12 protein-coding genes are annotated in these 16141 nt (G+C 70.2%); 8 read left to right on the forward strand and 4 right to left on the reverse strand.

Going from position 1 to position 16141, the window contains the following annotated elements:
• The first annotated feature begins 30 nt into the window (after positions 1-30).
• The 3 genes from NR798_RS13595 (at position 31) to NR798_RS13605 (ending at position 3114) form a co-directional block, all read left to right on the forward strand.
• Positions 31-918, forward strand: coding sequence for a hypothetical protein (locus NR798_RS13595; RefSeq protein ID WP_375771885.1), 888 nt, complete (start codon positions 31-33; stop codon positions 916-918).
• Positions 915-1823, forward strand: a complete 909-nt coding sequence (locus NR798_RS13600) for a type VI immunity family protein (RefSeq protein WP_375771886.1) — start codon at positions 915-917, stop codon at positions 1821-1823. Before NR798_RS13595 ends, NR798_RS13600 begins: the two co-directional genes overlap by 4 nt.
• Positions 1824-1938: 115 nt before the next feature.
• Positions 1939-3114 (forward strand): tRNA-uridine aminocarboxypropyltransferase, encoded by a 1176-nt coding sequence (locus tag NR798_RS13605; RefSeq protein ID WP_375771887.1) that lies wholly within the window; start codon positions 1939-1941, stop codon positions 3112-3114.
• A gap of 66 nt (positions 3115-3180) precedes the next feature.
• Here NR798_RS13605 and NR798_RS13610 read toward each other — a convergent pair whose 3' ends face one another.
• From NR798_RS13610 to NR798_RS13620, 3 genes are all read right to left on the reverse strand, one after another.
• Positions 3181-4263 carry a cytochrome-c peroxidase gene (locus NR798_RS13610; RefSeq protein WP_375771888.1) on the reverse strand — a complete coding sequence of 361 codons (1083 nt, stop codon included), beginning with the start codon at positions 4261-4263 and terminating at the stop codon, positions 3181-3183.
• Positions 4264-4433: 170 nt separating this feature from the next.
• Positions 4434-4772, reverse strand: coding sequence for a TRL-like family protein (locus NR798_RS13615; protein ID WP_375771889.1), 339 nt, complete (start codon positions 4770-4772; stop codon positions 4434-4436).
• A 75-nt stretch (positions 4773-4847) separates the two neighbouring features.
• On the reverse strand, positions 4848-5960 hold the full coding sequence (locus NR798_RS13620; RefSeq protein WP_375771890.1) for an acyltransferase family protein: 1113 nt from the start codon (positions 5958-5960) through the stop codon (positions 4848-4850).
• A gap of 94 nt (positions 5961-6054) precedes the next feature.
• Here NR798_RS13620 and NR798_RS13625 point away from each other — a divergent pair, with 94 nt between their 5' ends.
• The 4 genes from NR798_RS13625 (at position 6055) to NR798_RS13640 (ending at position 12475) form a co-directional block, all read left to right on the forward strand.
• Complete coding sequence (locus NR798_RS13625) at positions 6055-6579, forward strand: hypothetical protein (protein ID WP_375771891.1); 525 nt, start codon at positions 6055-6057, stop codon at positions 6577-6579.
• Between the two features lie 2 nt (positions 6580-6581).
• Entirely contained in the window at positions 6582-7706 is a 1125-nt protein-coding gene (locus tag NR798_RS13630) for a cytochrome-c peroxidase (RefSeq protein WP_375771892.1), read from the forward strand.
• Positions 7707-7747: 41 nt separating this feature from the next.
• Complete coding sequence (locus tag NR798_RS13635; protein WP_375771893.1) at positions 7748-8167, forward strand: hypothetical protein; 420 nt, start codon at positions 7748-7750, stop codon at positions 8165-8167.
• 162 nt (positions 8168-8329) lie between these two features.
• Positions 8330-12475 carry a beta-ketoacyl synthase N-terminal-like domain-containing protein gene (locus tag NR798_RS13640; protein WP_375771894.1) on the forward strand — a complete coding sequence of 1382 codons (4146 nt, stop codon included), beginning with the start codon at positions 8330-8332 and terminating at the stop codon, positions 12473-12475.
• Here NR798_RS13640 and NR798_RS13645 read toward each other — a convergent pair.
• The gene (locus NR798_RS13645) at positions 12472-13689 is read right to left on the reverse strand and encodes a cytochrome P450 (protein ID WP_375771895.1); all 1218 of its coding nucleotides are present in this window, start codon (positions 13687-13689) and stop codon (positions 12472-12474) included. The genes NR798_RS13640 and NR798_RS13645 overlap by 4 nt on opposite strands.
• 128 nt (positions 13690-13817) lie before the next feature.
• Here NR798_RS13645 and fabD point away from each other — a divergent pair, with 128 nt between their 5' ends.
• Positions 13818-16136 carry an ACP S-malonyltransferase gene (gene fabD / locus NR798_RS13650; RefSeq protein WP_375771896.1) on the forward strand — a complete coding sequence of 773 codons (2319 nt, stop codon included), beginning with the start codon at positions 13818-13820 and terminating at the stop codon, positions 16134-16136.
• Positions 16137-16141 lie beyond the last annotated feature (5 nt).

A 16141-nucleotide genomic window follows, 5' to 3' on the forward strand; every position in this document is an offset into this window, starting at 1 on the left:
ATGGTGACGTTCCATGTACCATGAGCCACCATGCGTCATTGCGCGCGGAGCAGGCTGCCGGGGTGGCTGGTGCTCCTGGCCGTACTCCAAGCGGGGTGCCTGTCGGAGCTGGACGCCGAGGGGGAGGTGGGCAAGTGCGGCCCGCGGGACCTGACGCCCGAGTGCTGCCTGAAGCAGAACCCCGGCCATTGGGAGCGCTGCACCGGCTCGTCCGAAATGGCGCAGTTGGCCAAGACGGCGCCTCGGCCCATTTCCACGAGCACGAAGGTCGTGGCCGGCGCCACGGCGGCGGTCATGGCGGCGGCGATGAATCCCCAGATCAACTCCGCCGAGCGCCGGGGTGTGGCATTGGCCGCAGATCTGCTCATGAAGGTGGAGCGGGAAATCGAGCAGTGTGTGCGCCGGGCGGACCAGAAGGTCAACGACTATCACTTCAACGGTAGGAGCCCGAGCTGGGAACTCTGCCAGCAGGTGAAGGTGGGGGAGAAGACGACCTGGGCGATGTACCTGGGGCTCTTCAAGCACGAGGAGTCCTGGCCGTGCCTGCGCGAGGCGTTGGACAAACTGCTACCCAAGCGCTACCTGCTTCACCCCCGCTTCCAACTCAACGAGCGGACTGGCCAGTGGAAGTTCTTGGATGAAACAAAGGTGAGACAGATCGTATCGGAGCAGGGCTGGAAGGGGCTGTGGGGGATCATCGAGCCGGACATCGTCCTCATGGATGAGAACGGCTTCATCGTCCACGTGTACGACCTCAAGTTTCCGTGCGCGGATACAAACGATGCTCTTTGGAGAAGCTACAGTGAAGGCCGCTGGAAGAACGAAATGCAGGATAGTGTTTATAGAAATGCCTTGAAGGTACAGCCTTGGCTTGTTTCTCCAAGGCAGGGAGTCGAACCAAAGGGGCCGGGGAGATGAAAGCCATGCAGTATCCACGGTTGCGGCACCGCAACTTCCGAGGCGGGCTGATTGCGAGCGATGCCTTGCTGATGTGCTTCTACATGCAACATCCCAACGGACGCATCGCACCTGCCGTCATTCGTGCGCTGGAGATCTTCCGGCAACGGATACATCCCTATCAACTCGCCTGGTACGCGGGCGATGGACAATCCGAGCCCCTCGATGATGCGGCGTGGGAGATGATCCGCAAGGAAATATTTGAGCCAGGACCAGACATCTCCGCCTTCGTGCAGTTATGGGATGATCCCATCGGGTTGACCGGCTTTCATGTGGATTATAGGGGGTTGGACGTCATCCCTCTCCCCTGGCCGGACCGGAAGGATGACGTGAGCGTCCTGTATCTGCGACTGCCTACGGCATACCTGGAAGAACAGGGTCCGGAGTGGGTCCGCACGTTGGCTCTCGACCTTGCGGCGGAACTGCCTTTCAACTCGGGGTATGTGGATTTCGTTCTCTGCGCGGACGTGGGGACGTTTCATGAAGCCATTGAGCTCATCCGGCCACGTTATCCGGGGGTTCACCTCGCCTCGAACGCGGCGGAGTTATGCATGAACACCTGGGTGGATGGCGTGCACTGGATGAACTTCCTCGGGCAGCCGGTGCTCGGAAAGCTGGGCGGTGTGACGGGGCTGCGCGAGCGGCTGGACCTCCCGGGCATCAGCCTCCAGGAGATGAGCGGTGACCGGGTGCTCATCACGCTCGGCGAGCAGCCGGAGACAGGTGACGTGAAGGCGGGCCAGACGCTCCCCCTCCACCGCGCGCTCGCACGGCTCCTCGAACCCCACCTCCATCACCAGACAAAGTGGGTGGGCGACCTGCGCCCCGAGGACCTGCTCCGCTGGGAGCGCCGCTTCCTGGATTGACGAGCCCCTCGTTCCCCCGTCTCCCTCCAGGCGGCCAGGCACGCCGGGCCTCTCCTGGCCCCCTTCCCGCCGCCAGACCTTGCCGGCCCCCCCGAGGAGCCGTTAAAGCGGCGGGGTGCGCTCCCTCTGTCTCCGATGCCTGCGTCCCCAGTCCACGTGCTACTGCGCGCGCGTGCCCCAGGTGGACTCGCGCACGCGGGTCGTCTTCCTGCAGCACCCCCGTGAGCGGCGGGTGGCCATCGGCACGGCCCGCATGGCGCACCTGTCGCTGCCCAACTCCGAGCTCCACATCGGCGTGGACTTCTCCGGCCATGCCCGGCTCGCGGCGCTCGCCGCCCACCCCGAGCGCGTCGCCGTCCTCTTCCCGGGCGAGGAGGCCATCCCCCTCGAAGAGGCCCGGCTGAACCCTCCCGAGACGCTCATCGTGGTGGACGGCACCTGGCCGCTGGCGCGCAAGCTGGTGAAGACGAACCCGTTGCTGGCCGGGCTGCCGCGCATCGGCTTCGTCCCGCGCCGCCCGAGCAACTACCGCATCCGCGCCGAGCCGGCCGAGCACTGCGTCTCCACCATCGAGGCGGTGGTCGAGGTGCTTGGGGCCCTCGAGGGCCACCAGGAGCGCTTCGACACCCTGCTGCAGCCCTTCGAGTTCATGGTGGACACGCAGCTGGACCGCCAGGAGACGCGGACGGATCCGCCGCGCAAGCGCCTCTACAAGTCCGCGTGGCAGCCACCCCTGGAGCTGCGCACCATCGCCGAGAACTTCGAGCACCTCGTGCTGCTCTACGCGGAGGCCAACGCCCACCCCGCGGAGCAGTCCCTCCCCTCGGAGCTGGTGCACCTGGTGGCGGCGCGCCCGGCCACCGGCGAGCGCTTCGAGGCGGTGCTCGCCCCGCGCCAGCCGCTGGCGCGCAGCACGTCCCTGCACGTGGAGATGCCGGAGGAGACGCTGCTGGCGGGCGAGCCGCTGGAGTCGGGGCTCGCGCGCTTCCAGGCCTTCCTGCGCCCGGGCGACAAGCTCGCGGTGTGGACGACGTTCGCGTTGGACCTGTTGCGGCGCGATGGCTTCCCGGTGCCCGAGGCGGTGAACGTGCGGCTCGCGTGCGCGCGGGCGCTCAAGAACAAGACGGGCGGGGTGGAGCAGGGGGCGGAGCAGCTGGGCTCTCAGCTTCCCGAGCAGTGGGCCCAGGGGCGCGCCGGGCGGCGCATCGCGGCCCTGGAGGCGGTGGTCCGGGCGCTGGACGAGCGCGGCCGGGCCACCCAACCCCCGTCCCGGCAGCGGATGGCGTCGTAGCCCTCCCCGCCGGACGGAGGACCCCCGCGTCACCTGGCGGCGCGCGGGGGCCGGTGCTTCAAAGGCTTACGACGGATCCGGCTTCGGCGTCTTCGGGCCGCTGGCCGGCAGCTTCGGCTTGGCGATGTAGCTCTTGGGCAGCTCGCCGGTGAGCGCGTCGAGGAAGGTCACGATCTGCTTCGTGTCCTCGTCGCTGATCTGCTTGCCGAACTGGTGCTGGGCCATCAGCTTCACGGCCGTCTGCACGTCCTTCACCGAGCCGTCGTGGAAGTAGGGCGCCGTCTTGGTCACGTTGCGCAGGGTGGGGACGCGGAACATCATCCGGTCCGCCTCCTTCTTCGTGAGATCGAAGCGGCCCTGGTCCTTGGACTGGTAGGGCAGCACCAGGCCGAGCTTCTGGATGGAGCCGCCGAGGGCGGGGCCGTTGTGGCAGGTCTGGCAGCCCTGATCCATGAACTTCTTGAGGCCCGCCTTCTCCGCGTCGTTGAGCGCGGTCTCGTCACCGGCCAGGAACTTGTCGAAGCGCGAGGGCGTGACGAGCTGGCGCTCGAAGGCGCCGATGGCCAGCCCCAGGTTGTTGTAGGTGACGGGATCGGCCTCGCCCGGGAAGGCCTTCTGGAAGGCCGTGACGTAGCCGGGGATGGACTTGAGCGTCTCGATGACGCGCGCCTCGCTGGGCATCGCCATCTCGACGGGGTTGAGGATGGGGCCCTTGGCCTGCTCCTCGAGGTTGGGGGCGCGGCCATCCCAGAACTGCAGGACGTGGCCACCGGCGTTGTACACGGTGGGCGAGTTGCGGCCACCCAGCTGCTTCTTGTGGCCCGGCGAGAAGGGCTTGCCGTCCACGCCGTACTTGTTCAGGTCGTGGCAGCTGTTGCAGGACAGGTCGTGGTTCTTCGAGAGGCGGTTCTCGAAGTAGAGCATCCGCCCCAGCTCCACCTTCTCGGCGGTGATGGGGTTCTTGGCGTCCTCGAAGCGGGCCGGCAGGGCCTTGAAGACGGTGAGCAGGGCGCGGTCGATGACGGCCTTCTGGACGGCCGGAGTCGCGGGGGTGGCCGGAGCGGCCGGCTTGGCCGCCTGCGCGAACGCAGCGGCGCCCGCGGTCGCGGCGACCAGGACGAGGGGTCGAACGAGGGTGGTGAGTTTCATGGAGTCTGCTCTTTCACTGAGCTTCGCGGCCAAGGGCCCTTTCGGGTCCGAGTGGGGGGGCGGCCGGAAGCCGTTGGAAGGTAGCATAGGGTGCCCCGGGGCGGAGCCCTCGGCCGGGCGGGAAGCCGCGTCCCTCGGCCTCGGCGGCGGGGACGCGGCACCGGGAACTGCTACTCGCCGTAAACGATGGCGCAGTACTTGGCGTAGAAGCCGAGGATGTTCTCGAACCGGTAGTCGATGTGGCTGACGCGGCTGATGTTGGCCTTGCGCGCCGTCTCGTGCACGCCAGCGTCACCCGTGGTGATGAGGCCGAGGATGGACGTCACACAGCCCTCGCCGGACTTGGAGCCCAGCTTGGTCTGCTCGTTCACGAAGTTGCTGCCGGTGGTGTTGGTGTAGAGGCTGGAGAAGCCGATGGCGCCAGGGAAGGCGATGCCGGCGCAGCCCGACAGGCCCGTGGTGGCAACGCAGAGAACGGCAACGGCGGACAGCTTGCGCAGCAGGTGCATGTTTCCTCGCTTGAACTGCCTGGGAGTGAAGCGGCACGGCATCTACCCGCGCGCGGAGTGGATGTAAATCCCCTCTTAGATGCGCTGGCCGGAGCGGAGGGCGGCGCCGCCCATGGGGACGGGGCGTGCGCGCCACGTGGTGGAGTCCGAGGGGCGGCCGCCCCCGCGCACCAGTTGCCACAGGCGGGCGACGGCGAAGGTCACCGCGAGCAGCCCGAGGCCCACGCCCAGGGCGGGCAGCAGTCCCAGGGTGGGGCCCACGCGCCCGGCGAGGCCCGCCGTCCCCGCCCAGCCGTACACCAGGGGCAGGTGCAGCACGTAGACCCAGAGGGACGCGCGGCCCAGGGGCGCGAGCAGTCCGGAGAGCACCTGGGGCAGCAGGTTGATGGCGCCCAGCACCAGGAAGCCCTGGCCCACGCGGAAGGCCACGAGCCACGCGCTGGTGGGGCTCCAATCCGAGGGCAGCTTGCGCGTGAGCAGGAGCAGGCCCGCACCGAGCGCCAGGAGGGCCAGGCCCTGGGGCCAGCCGGGCCGCAGCAGCCGCAGCAGGTGGGCCGCGAGCGCTCCGGCGAAGAAGAAGCCCGCCCAGGGGAAGAGCGGGAAGCGCGCGCCCGGCATGCCCACCGCCTGGCGCAGCTCCACGGGCCAGCCCGTGGCGGCGCTCCACATCCAGGTGCTCGCCAGGGGGATGCCCACGGCGAGCACGGCGAGGGCCACGGTCCGCGTCCAGGTGCCGCGCGCCATCACCAGCACGGCCGCGCCCACCAGCAGGCTCACCGCGATGCTCTGCAGCGCGTCGAAGGCGAAGACGAGCGAGCGCAGCGGCTCGCCCCAGCCGAGCGCATGGGCGGTGTCCCAGCCCGGCCAGTGCACCAGGTAGCCGAGGAAGAGCAGCAGCAGCGCGCGCCGCGCCCGGCGGCCGAAGCTGCGGCCCGCGCTCTCCTGCGAGGTGCCGAGCGCCGCCACCACCGCGAAGCCGGCCACCAGCAGGAAGAGGGGCGCGGTGACGCCGCGCAGCTCCCAGTAGCGCTGCACCCATTCGTTGGCGCGCAGCTCCGGCGAGAGCAGCGCGTCCAGCGTGTGCCCCAGCACCATCGCCACCACGGCCAATCCTCGTGCGCCGTCGAGTCCGGGATGACGGGACGAGGGCTTGCGGAGATCGAAGAGCGAGGTACCGGGGCGGGTCACGGATCGCAAGCATACGTGCAAGTGGGCCGCGCGTCTCCAAAACGGCCGCCGGGGCGCTGACGCGGGCCCCCCGGGGATGGTGTCATGGCGCGTCATGACCGTCCGTGAAAACCTCCTGGCCCTGGTGTGTCTGTCTTTGCTCGTCCCCCTCTCCGCCCGGGCCGAGGAGCCCGAGATTCCCTCCACGGACGACTGGTTCGGGCAGGACAAGGCCCTGCATTACAGCGTCAGCGCGGGGCTGGCCGGCGCCGGGTACGCCGGGGGGGCGCTGCTCTTCGGCACCCCCGAGGCGCGGTGGCTCTCCGGCGCGGGGGTGGCGCTCGGCGCGGGCGTGGCGAAGGAGCTCTACGACGCCGGGCGCGGGAGCTTCTTCTCCTTCAAGGACCTGACGTGGGACGTGTTGGGCACGGCCACCGGGCTCGGCCTGTCCTGGGCCGTCGACCGGCTCTTCTTCCAGCGAGATGCCCGGGCGCCTGCCTCCCAGGCGGACAGGGCAGGGCTCCCAGGAGGGATGCGGCCCACCCTGGCCTTGTCGGTGAACGCGGGGGGTCATCCCCAAGGAGGGTCGGGTGATGGTAGGAACACCTCATTGGTACTGCTCGTCGTGGGAGGTTGGTAGTGATGATGCGGAATCGGTTCTTGCTCGGCGTCGGCTTGGTCTCCCTGGGCGCCTTCTCTTCCTCGTGCAGCAAGGAGCCCGCTCCGCCCGAGTCCCCGCCCCCCGCCGCCGCGGCTGCCCCGGCCCCCGCGCCGGCCCCCGCTCCCGAGGAGCCGCCGAAGCCGAAGATGAGCTACGCGAAGCTCGTCTCCTTCTTCCGCCCGTCCGCCGCCGTGAAGGCCGCCACGCCGGAGGACACCGCGGCGCAGATCGCCCTGGGGCGCCTGCTCTTCTTCGAGAACCGCCTCTCGAAGAACCACGACATCTCCTGCAACAGCTGCCATGACCTGGCCACCTTCGGCGTGGACGGCAAGCCCACCTCCGAGGGCCACAAGGGCCAGAAGGGCACGCGCAACGCGCCCACCGTCTTCCACGCCGCGGGCCACATCGCTCAGTTCTGGGATGGCCGCGCCGCGACGCTCGAGGAGCAGGCCTCGGGCCCGATGATGAACCCGGTGGAGATGGCCATGCCCGGCGAGAAGCACGTGCTGGCCACGCTCAACTCCATCCCCCAGTACGTGAAGGCCTTCAAGGAGTCCTTCCCCAAGGAGAAGAAGGCCGTGAGCGTGGGCAATGCCGCGCGCGCCATCGCGGCCTTCGAGCGCAAGCTCATCACCACCTCGCGCTTCGACAAGTTCCTCGCCGGTGACGAGAGCGCCCTCACCGAGCAGGAGCGGCGCGGGCTGGAGCTCTTCGCCGCCGCGGGCTGCACCACGTGCCACAACGGGCCGTCGGTGGGCGGCACCTCCTTCCAGAAGCTGGGCCTCATCGAGGAGTACCCCACCGGGGACAAGGGCCGCTTCGAGGTGACGAAGAACGAGGAGGACCTGCACAAGTTCCGCGTGCCCACCCTGCGCAACGTGGAGAAGACGGGGCCCTGGTTCCACGACGGCTCCGTGACGGAGCTGCCCCAGGCGGTGCGCCTCATGGCCAGGCACCAGCTGGGCATGACCTTCAGCGACGCCGAGGTGGATGACATCGTGGCCTTCCTCAAGAGCCTCACCGGCGAGCTGCCCGGGCCCGAGGTGCTCGCGCCGCCCTCGCTGCCGCCGAGCACGCGCACCACCCCGAAGCCGGATCCCACGTAAAGGCTCGCCTCCCGGCCTGGGGGGCGCTAGGAAGCGCGGCCATGAGAATGCTCTATTACGCCCACTCCGGGCTGCGCTACCTCGTGCTCCTGATGGGGCTGGTTGCCGTCGCGTACTTCGCCTTCGGGCTCGCCACGAAGCGGCCCGTGGACAAGTCCGTGCGCATCATCGGCTCCAGCTTCGCCGGACTCCTCGACACGCAGATCCTCCTGGGGCTCATCCTGCTGGTCGTCCTGCCGCAGAGCTCGCCCTGGCGGGTGTACCCGGCGTTCTGGGGCCACCTGGTGATGATGCTGCTGGCGGCGGGCCTCGCGCACGCGCTGCTGGTGATCAACCGCAAGCGTCCCAACCCCGGCTACCTGCTGCCGCTCATCGGCGTGGGCGGGGCACTCGTGCTCGTCATCGGCGGCATCCTGGCCATCGGCCGGAGCCTGATGGCCTCCACCCCCCTCGGCGGCTGACGGCTCCCCGTCAGGCTCGCCAGTCCCGCGGAGGGGGCTGGTGGGGCCGGTTCCATCACGGAGCGTGAATTTTCCGCTGGTACGGCTTTATTTTGCCTCAGATGGAATGTAGCGTCTCCCTTGTTGGCGGTTGGGGGTTCGACCGCACAGGGGAAATCCGTCATGGATGAGCTCGAGGGCATTGCCGTCGTGGGCGTTTCCGGCCGCTATCCCGGAATGGAGGACGTGAAGTCCTTCTGGGAGAAGCTGGTGGGGGGGAGCCTTCAGGGGAGGTGCCCCGACGGAGCCGAGTGCTTCGAGCCGGGCTTCCTCGGTCTCGCACCGGGAGATGCGGAGGCCATGGAGTCGTGGCAGCGGCACCTGCTGGAGCAGTGCTGGACGGCCCTCGAGGACGCGGCGCCGCCGGGCCTGGCGTCGTCCAGAGGCAAGCGGACCGGGGTGTTCCTGGAGACGAGCGCCTCCTACGGTGGCGGTCCCAGTGTGCTGTCCTCCTGGCTGTCCCGGTTCCCCGCGCTCGAGGGGTCTCCGCTCACCGTGGACGAGGAGTGCACGTCCTCACAGGCCGCCATCCACCGGGCCTGCCAGCAGCTGCGCGACGGGCTGGTGGACCAGGCCATCGCGGGCGGGATCTTCGCCGGGTCCGTCCCCGCCGGGAGCATGGGCGTGGTGGTGCTCAAGCCCCTGCCGCGGGCAGTCGCCGAGGGCAACCGCATCCATGGTGTCATCCGGGCCCCTGGCCGCCGCCGCGAAGTGCAGCCTCCCGCGCCCGCTCCGGTGGTCCCCGGGGTGCCTCCCGCGCGGGCGCGTCTGCCCGGCAACGCGCTCCTGCTCGAGACGGTGTGGCGCGCCGAGGGTCCGCACGCGCCTCCCGTCACGCCGCAGCTGCACGGCAACCTGATCGTGCTCGTCAATGGGGAGACGGCCTCCCTGGCCGACGCGGTGCTCGCGCCCTTGCGGGGGACGCGCCCGTTCCTCATCTCGGACCGGGTGCCGACGAACAACCAGGGCGCCCGGGTGGACGCCATCCTGGACTTCGACAGCCACGAGGCGGGGGTCCTGCTCGGCCAGCAGCTCGAGGCCCGGGGCGGGTGGATCGCGGGCATCCTCGACCTGTCGGATCTGCGCTCCGGTGGCGGGCGGCAGGGTGCCTTGACGGAGCGGATGGCCGGACGGCTCGGGCTGCTCCAGACGCTGCTGCGGCGCTGCCGGAGCGAGTCCTTTCCCCTGCTGCATGTCACCCGGGGACTGCGGCCCTTCGCCTGCTCCGGTCCGCTCGACGCGGGGGGCGCGGTGATGGCCGCCCTGGTGGGCAAGCTCGGCGCCGAGTACTCGAACCTCCAGGCTCGCACGGTGGATGTGGATTGCCCCCTCACCGAGGCCGGTGCGCTGGCGGAGGTGGTCCGCCAGGAGCTCGCCACCCGGGACGTCCACGGGGAGGTGCTCCACCGGCGGGGCCAGCGGTATGTGCCGGAGCTGCGTCCGCTCCAGAACCCGCCCGGAGCCGCGCCGCGCATCTCCGCCAGCAAGGTGTACGTCATCACGGGAGGCGTGCGGGGAATCGGCCTGGAGGTGGCGCGCCACCTCGTCTCCAAGGGCGCACGGCGGCTGGTCCTCATGGGCGTGCAGCCGCTGCCAGCGCGGGAGCAGTGGCCCGCGCTCCTGGGCAATCCCCGGACTCCGAAGGACCTTCGCGACCGCATCGCCCCGCTGCACGCGCTCGAGTCCCAGGGCGTCAGCCTGCGCGTCCACACGGGGGCCCTGACCGATGAGGCCGCGCTCGGCGTGCTCTTCCGCGAGGTCCGCGACAGCCTGGGCCCCATCGCCGGCTGCTTCCACTCCGCGGGCGTGGTGTTCTTCGAGCCGCCCGCCTTCACCAGCAAGCCCGTGGACCGCCTGCGCCAGGTGCTGGAGCCCAAGGTCGCCGGCCTGATGGCCCTGGAGCGGGCGCTCGCTCCGGATGCGCTCGACTTCTTCGTCCTCTTCTCCTCGGTGTCGAGCCTGGTGCCCGCGCTGTCGGTGGGCATCGCGGACTACGCCGCCGCCAACGGCTTCATGAACCTGCTGGCCGAGCAGCGCCGTGCCGAGGGCCGCGCCGGCTACCAGTCCATCGTCTGGCCCAACTGGAAGGAGGTGGGCATGGGGGAGGTGGGCAGCGTGGCCTACCGGGCGCTCGGCTTCACCGCCCACTCCACGGCCGATGGCCTGGCGCTGCTCGACGCGGCCATGGCTTCTGGTTGTGCCGTGCCCCTGCCCGCCCTCGTGGACCCGGAGCGGTTCGACGCCGGCTCGCTGCTGCAACTCCGCTCGCGGCCGCCGAAGCAGGCCGTCCAGCCCGCGCCCACCGCTCCCGCTCCCGCGGTCCCGGCTCCGGTTCCGGCTCCCGCTCCGGTTCCAGCCGTGGCCGTGGCTCCGGTCGTGGCCGTGGCTCCGGCTCCGGCTCCGGCCGCTGCTCAGGCTCCCGCTCCGGCCGTGGCTCCGGACCTGGGGGCCTATGCCCTGGATTGGCTCCGCACGCTCTTCTCCCGGGAGCTCAAGCTGTCCATGCGGCAGTTGGATCCGAACACGACCTTCGACTCCTTCGGCGTGGACTCCATCCACATCATCGACCTGATGGTGTTCATGGACCGCTGGCTGGGCATGAAGCTGGACCCGAGCCTGCCGCTGCTCCACCCGACGTTGGCGGAGCTGAGCGGCCATTTCGTGGCCACGTACCCCGGTGCCGTGCGGGCCGCGTTCGAGGCCGAGCATCCGGAGTTCTCCCGTGCGCGTCCGCCAGAGCCGGCACCCGCTCCCAGGGTGGAGGCCGCACCGCCTCCCGCCCCGGCGGTCTCCTCCGCACCTCCCGTCGCCCCCCCCGTGGAGGCCGCGCCGCGGGGCCTCGAGCCGATCGCGGTGATCGGCATGGCCTGCCACTTCCCGGGCTCGCCCGGGCTGGAGGCCTACTGGCACACCCTGCGCGAGGGGCTGGACCGCATCACCGAGGTGCCCGCGTCGCGCTGGCGCATCGAGGACTTCCATGCCTCCACCCATCAGCCGGGCAAGAGCATCAGCCGGTGGGGCGGCTTCATCGACGGCATCGAGCTCTTCGACCCGGGCTACTTCGGCATCGCCGAGCCGGACGCGCCGTGCATCGATCCGCTGATGCGCCAGTTCCTGGAGGTCAGCGTGCAGTGCTTCCAGCACGCGGGCTATACCCGGAGCGAGCTGTCCGGCAGGCCGGTGGGCGTCTTCGTGGGCTCGCGGATGAGCGGCTACGCCTCGCGCATGCCGGCGCCGACGCGCCATGGCGTCATCGGCTCGGGGCAGAACTTCATCGCCGCCCACGTGTCCCACTTCTTCGACTTGAAGGGGCCCGGCCTGGTGGTGGACACGGCGTGCTCGTCGTCGCTGATGGCGGTGCACCTGGCCTGCCAGAGCCTGCGCTCGGGTGAGTCCGAGCTGGCGCTCGCCGGCGGGGTGGACATCCTGCTCGACGAGTCCGTCTACCTCACGCTCAGCGAGAGCCGTGCCCTGTCCCGGGACGGGCGGTGCAAGACGTTCGACGAGAAGGCCGACGGCTTCGTGCCGGGCGAGGGCGCGGGCGTGCTGCTGCTCAAGCCCCTGCGCAAGGCCCTGGCGGCGGGAGATCGCGTCTACGCCGTCCTCGACGCCACCGCCGTCAACAACGACGGGCACACCATGGGCATCACCACGCCGGATCCCGCCGGCCAGCGCGCCGTCATCCAGGCGGCGCTGCGCGCGGGCGGGGTGGATCCCCGCACCATCAGCTACGTGGAGACGCACGGCACGGGGACGATGATCGGAGATCCCATCGAGCTGAGGGCGCTCACCGAGGTCTTCTCCGCGTCCACGGACCGCCGGGGCTTCTGCGCGGTGGGAAGCGTGAAGAGCAACTTCGGGCACCTGCTGAGCGCGGCGGGCATCTCCGGGCTCATCAAGGTGGTGCTCTCGCTGATGCACCGCGAGCTGCCGCCCACGCTGCACTGCAACACGCCCAACCCGCGCTTCCGCTTCGACGCCTCCCCCTTCTTCCCGCACACGCGGCTGCGGCCGTGGGAGCCGCTGGAAGGGGTGCGCCGCGCGGGCCTCAGCTCGTTCGGGTTCGGCGGCACCAACGCGCATGCCCTGCTGAGCGAGGCCCCCGAGGACCAGACTCCCGTGCGCGCGCCGCTGCCGCCCGTCGTCTTCGCGCGCAAGCGCTACTGGCTGGAGAAGCCCGTGCCGGCCGGAAGCACTCCCCGGCAGGACGGGCCCCGTGAGGCGCCGCGCACCCGGCGGCCCCTCATCGCGCTGGACTTTGGCTCCTAGCTCCAGACCACCGGGAACGTGGACAGGCCCCGGAAGCTGAGGTTCATGTTCCAGTCCTCGTGGTTGCTCTTCGGGCGGATGCCCGGCAGGCGCCGGAAGAGCACCTCGAAGGCGATGGGGATCTCCATCCGCGCCAGGAAGGCGCCCGGGCACACGTGGTTGCCCGAGCCGAAGCCCAGGTGCGGGTTCTTCTCGCGGTCGAGCAGCAGCTCATCCGCCCGCTCGAAGACGGAGGCGTCGCGGTTGGCGGACACCACCATCGGCATCACGCCCTGGCCCTTCTTGATGAGCTTGCCGCCCAGCTCGATGTCGCACGCCGCGATGCGGGTGGGCGCCTGGGCCGGCGAGGTGTAGCGGTAGATCTCCTCGGCGGCCTGCCGGTTGATCTCCGGGTTCTTCCTGAGGCGCGCCACCTGCTCCGGGTGCTTGAAGATCGCGAGCAGGCCGGTGCTGATGACGTTCTGCGTGGTGGTGTGGCCGCCCGCGAGCAGCAGCACCATCTGGGCCACCACCTCCTCCATCGTCAGCTTGTTCTCCTCGCGCCAGGCCTTGACCAGGAAGGAGATGAAGTCCTCGCGGGGCTGATCGATGCGCGACTGGATGGCCCGGGTGATGTAGTCCGTCATGCCCAGCAGGGCTTCCTGGCCCTTGAGCATGATCTCCAGGTTGTCGATGCGGCCCGTGGCGTGCGCCAGGTCCACGCTCCACTTCTTGAAGGTGGGCAGATCCGCGCGGTCCATGCCGAGGATCTCCACGGAGAAGAGGAGGGCGGGCAGGGCGTAGGCGTAGTCGTTGACGAAGTCCATCTCGCCCTTGTCCTGGACCTGGTCGATCAACCACTCGGCCGTCTGCCGGGCGCGCAGCTGGATGTCCTTGAGGTTCTCCGGGCGGAAGGCCTGGTTGATGAGGCCGCGCAGGCGCTTGTGCTCGGGGTTGTCCTTCATCACCGCCCACATGGAGAAGTGGGTGATGATGGGACGCAGGTGCTGCATGAACTCCTCACGCACCACGAAGGTCTCGCTGCTCTGGCTGGAGAAGCGCGCGGCGTCGCGCAGGCCCGTCTGCACGTCCTCGTAGCGCGTGAGCAGCCAGTGCCGGGTCTCCTCGCTCCAGTAGACGGGATCCTCCTCGCGCAGCCGCTTGAGGAAGGGGTGGGGGTCGATCTGGAACTCCGGGCTCAGGATGTTGACGTGCAGCTTCTGTCCTTGGCTCATGGTGTGGTGCTCCCGCCGAGGGCCGCGCTCGGCATGGGTGGGGTGGACGGCCGTGAAGGGGTGGCTTCTGCCGCGCATGGAGGACGGCTACCATGGCGCATTCGCTCCACACGGTAGGGTCTCCAGCCATGACGACGATCATCTTTCCGGGGCAGGGCTCGCAGAAGCGGGGAATGGGCAAGGAGTTGCTCGCGCGCTACCCCGAGCTGGCCGCCCAGGCCGACGCGCTGCTGGGCTGGAAGCTGGCGGAGGTCTGCCAGGACGAGCGGCTGGATCAGACGCAGTACACCCAGCCGGTGCTCTTCGTGCTCAACGCGCTCGCATGGCAGGCGAAGCGGGACGAGGGCGCGCGGGAGCCGGACCACGCCGCGGGCCACAGCCTGGGCGAGTACAACGCGCTGCTGGCCGCCGGAGCCTTCGACTTCGCCACGGGCGTGCGGCTGGTGCGCAGGCGCGGAGAGCTGATGGCCCAGGCGCGCGAGGGCGGCATGGCCGCCGTGGTCGGGCTGTCCCCCGAGCGCATCCAGGAGGTGCTCGTCCGGATGGGCGTGGACACCGTGGACCTGGCCAATGACAACTCGCCCACCCAGCAGGTGCTGTCCGGCCCCCGGGTGGACCTGGAGCGCGCGGCTCCCGAGCTCAAGGCCGCGGGCGCCAACGTCATCCTCCTCAAGGTGAGCGCCGCCTTCCACTCGCGCTACATGCGCCCCGCTCGCGAGGCCTTCGCGGAGTTCCTGCGCGGCTTCTCCTTCTCGCCCCTGCGCTTCCCCGTCATCTCCAACGTGGAGGCCCGGCCCTACGAGGACGGACGCATCGCCGAGCTGCTCGCCCGGCAGATCGACTCGCCCGTGCGCTGGACGCAGAGCATGCGCTACCTGCTCGGCCTGGGAGAGCAGGAGCTGGTGGAGGTGGGGCACGGCCAGGTGCTGAGCAACCTCCTCAAGCAGATCCGCCAGGCCACGCCCGTGCCCGCTGCCGTACCTGCTCCCGTGCCTGCTCCGGCGCCGGTGGTGGCCCTGCCGAGCGCTCCTCCACCGCAGCCCGCTCCCGCCGCCGAGGTGCGGGGGACTGGCGCCTGGCGCCTGGGCAGCGAGGCCTTCCGGAGCACCTATGGCGTGTACCTCGCCTACTACGCGGGCTCCATGTACAAGGGCATCTCCTCCAAGGAGCTGGTCATCCGCATGGGCCAGGCCGGCCTCATGGGCTTCCTCGGCACCGGCGGCATGCCGCTGGCGCGCGTCGAGGAGGACCTGCTCGCCATCAAGGCCGCGCTGCGCAGCGGCGAGGCCTGGGGGATGAACCTGCTGCACAGCCTCGAGCGCCCCGCCCGCGAGGAGGAGCTGGTGGACCTCTACCTGCGCCACGGGGTGCGCAACGTGGAGGCCTCGGCCTACGTGCAGCTCACCCCGGCGCTGGTGCGCTACCGCGTCCAGGGGCTGCGCCGCCTGCCGGATGGCCGCGTCGAGGCACCCCACCGCATCATCGCCAAGGTCTCCCGGACCGAGGTGGCCCGCGTCTTCATGAGCCCGCCGCCCCCCGCGCTGCTCGAGGCGCTGGTGCGCGACGGCAAGGTCTCCTCCGAGGAGGCCCGGCTGGCGCGGGAGCTTCCCATGGCCGAGGACATCTGCGTGGAAGCCGACTCCGGCGGCCACACGGACCAGGGCGTGGCCAGCACGCTGCTGCCCGCGATGATGGGCCTGCGCGAGCAGCTCATGGAGGAGCACGGCTATGCCACGCGCATCCGCGTGGGCGCCGCCGGTGGCATCGGCACGCCCCAGGCCGCCGCGTCCGCCTTCATCATGGGCGCGGACTTCATCGCGACGGGCTCCATCAACCAGTGCACCGTGGAGGCCGCCACCAGCGAGCCCGTGAAGGACTTGCTCGAGACGCTCGACGTGCGGGACGTCACGTACGCGCCCGCGGGCGACATGTTCGAGCTGGGCGCGAAGATCCAGGTGGTGCGCAAGGGGCTCTTCTTCCCGGCCCGCGCCAACCGCCTCTACGCTCTCTACCAGCAGCACGGCTCGCTCGACGAGCTGGACGCGCAGACGCGGCAGCAGCTCCAGGAGAAGTACTTCCACCGCTCCTTCGAGCAGATCTGGGAGGAGACGCGGCGGCACTACCAGCGGGTGGACCCGGAGGTGGTGGAGCGCGCCGAGCGCAACCCCCGCCGGAAGATGGCCCTGGTGTTCCGCTGGTACTTCGTCCACACCTCGCGGCTGGCCCTGCGCGGCAGCCGCGAGCAGCGCACGGACTACCAAATCCACTGCGGGCCGGCGCTGGGCTCGTTCAACCAGTGGGTGCGGGGCACGCCCCTGGCCTCGTGGCGCAACCGTCACGTGGACGAGCTCGCCTTCAAGCTCATGGACGCCACGGCCGGGTGGCTGGAGCAGCAGCTCCAGGCCCTGCTGCAGCAGCGGCTCCAGGCCCAGCGCGGGGCGGCGTAGCGGGC

The sequence above is a fragment of the Archangium gephyra genome, from assembly GCF_042230915.1.
In the GTDB taxonomy this organism is placed as follows: Bacteria; Myxococcota; Myxococcia; order Myxococcales; family Myxococcaceae; genus Archangium; species Archangium gephyra_B.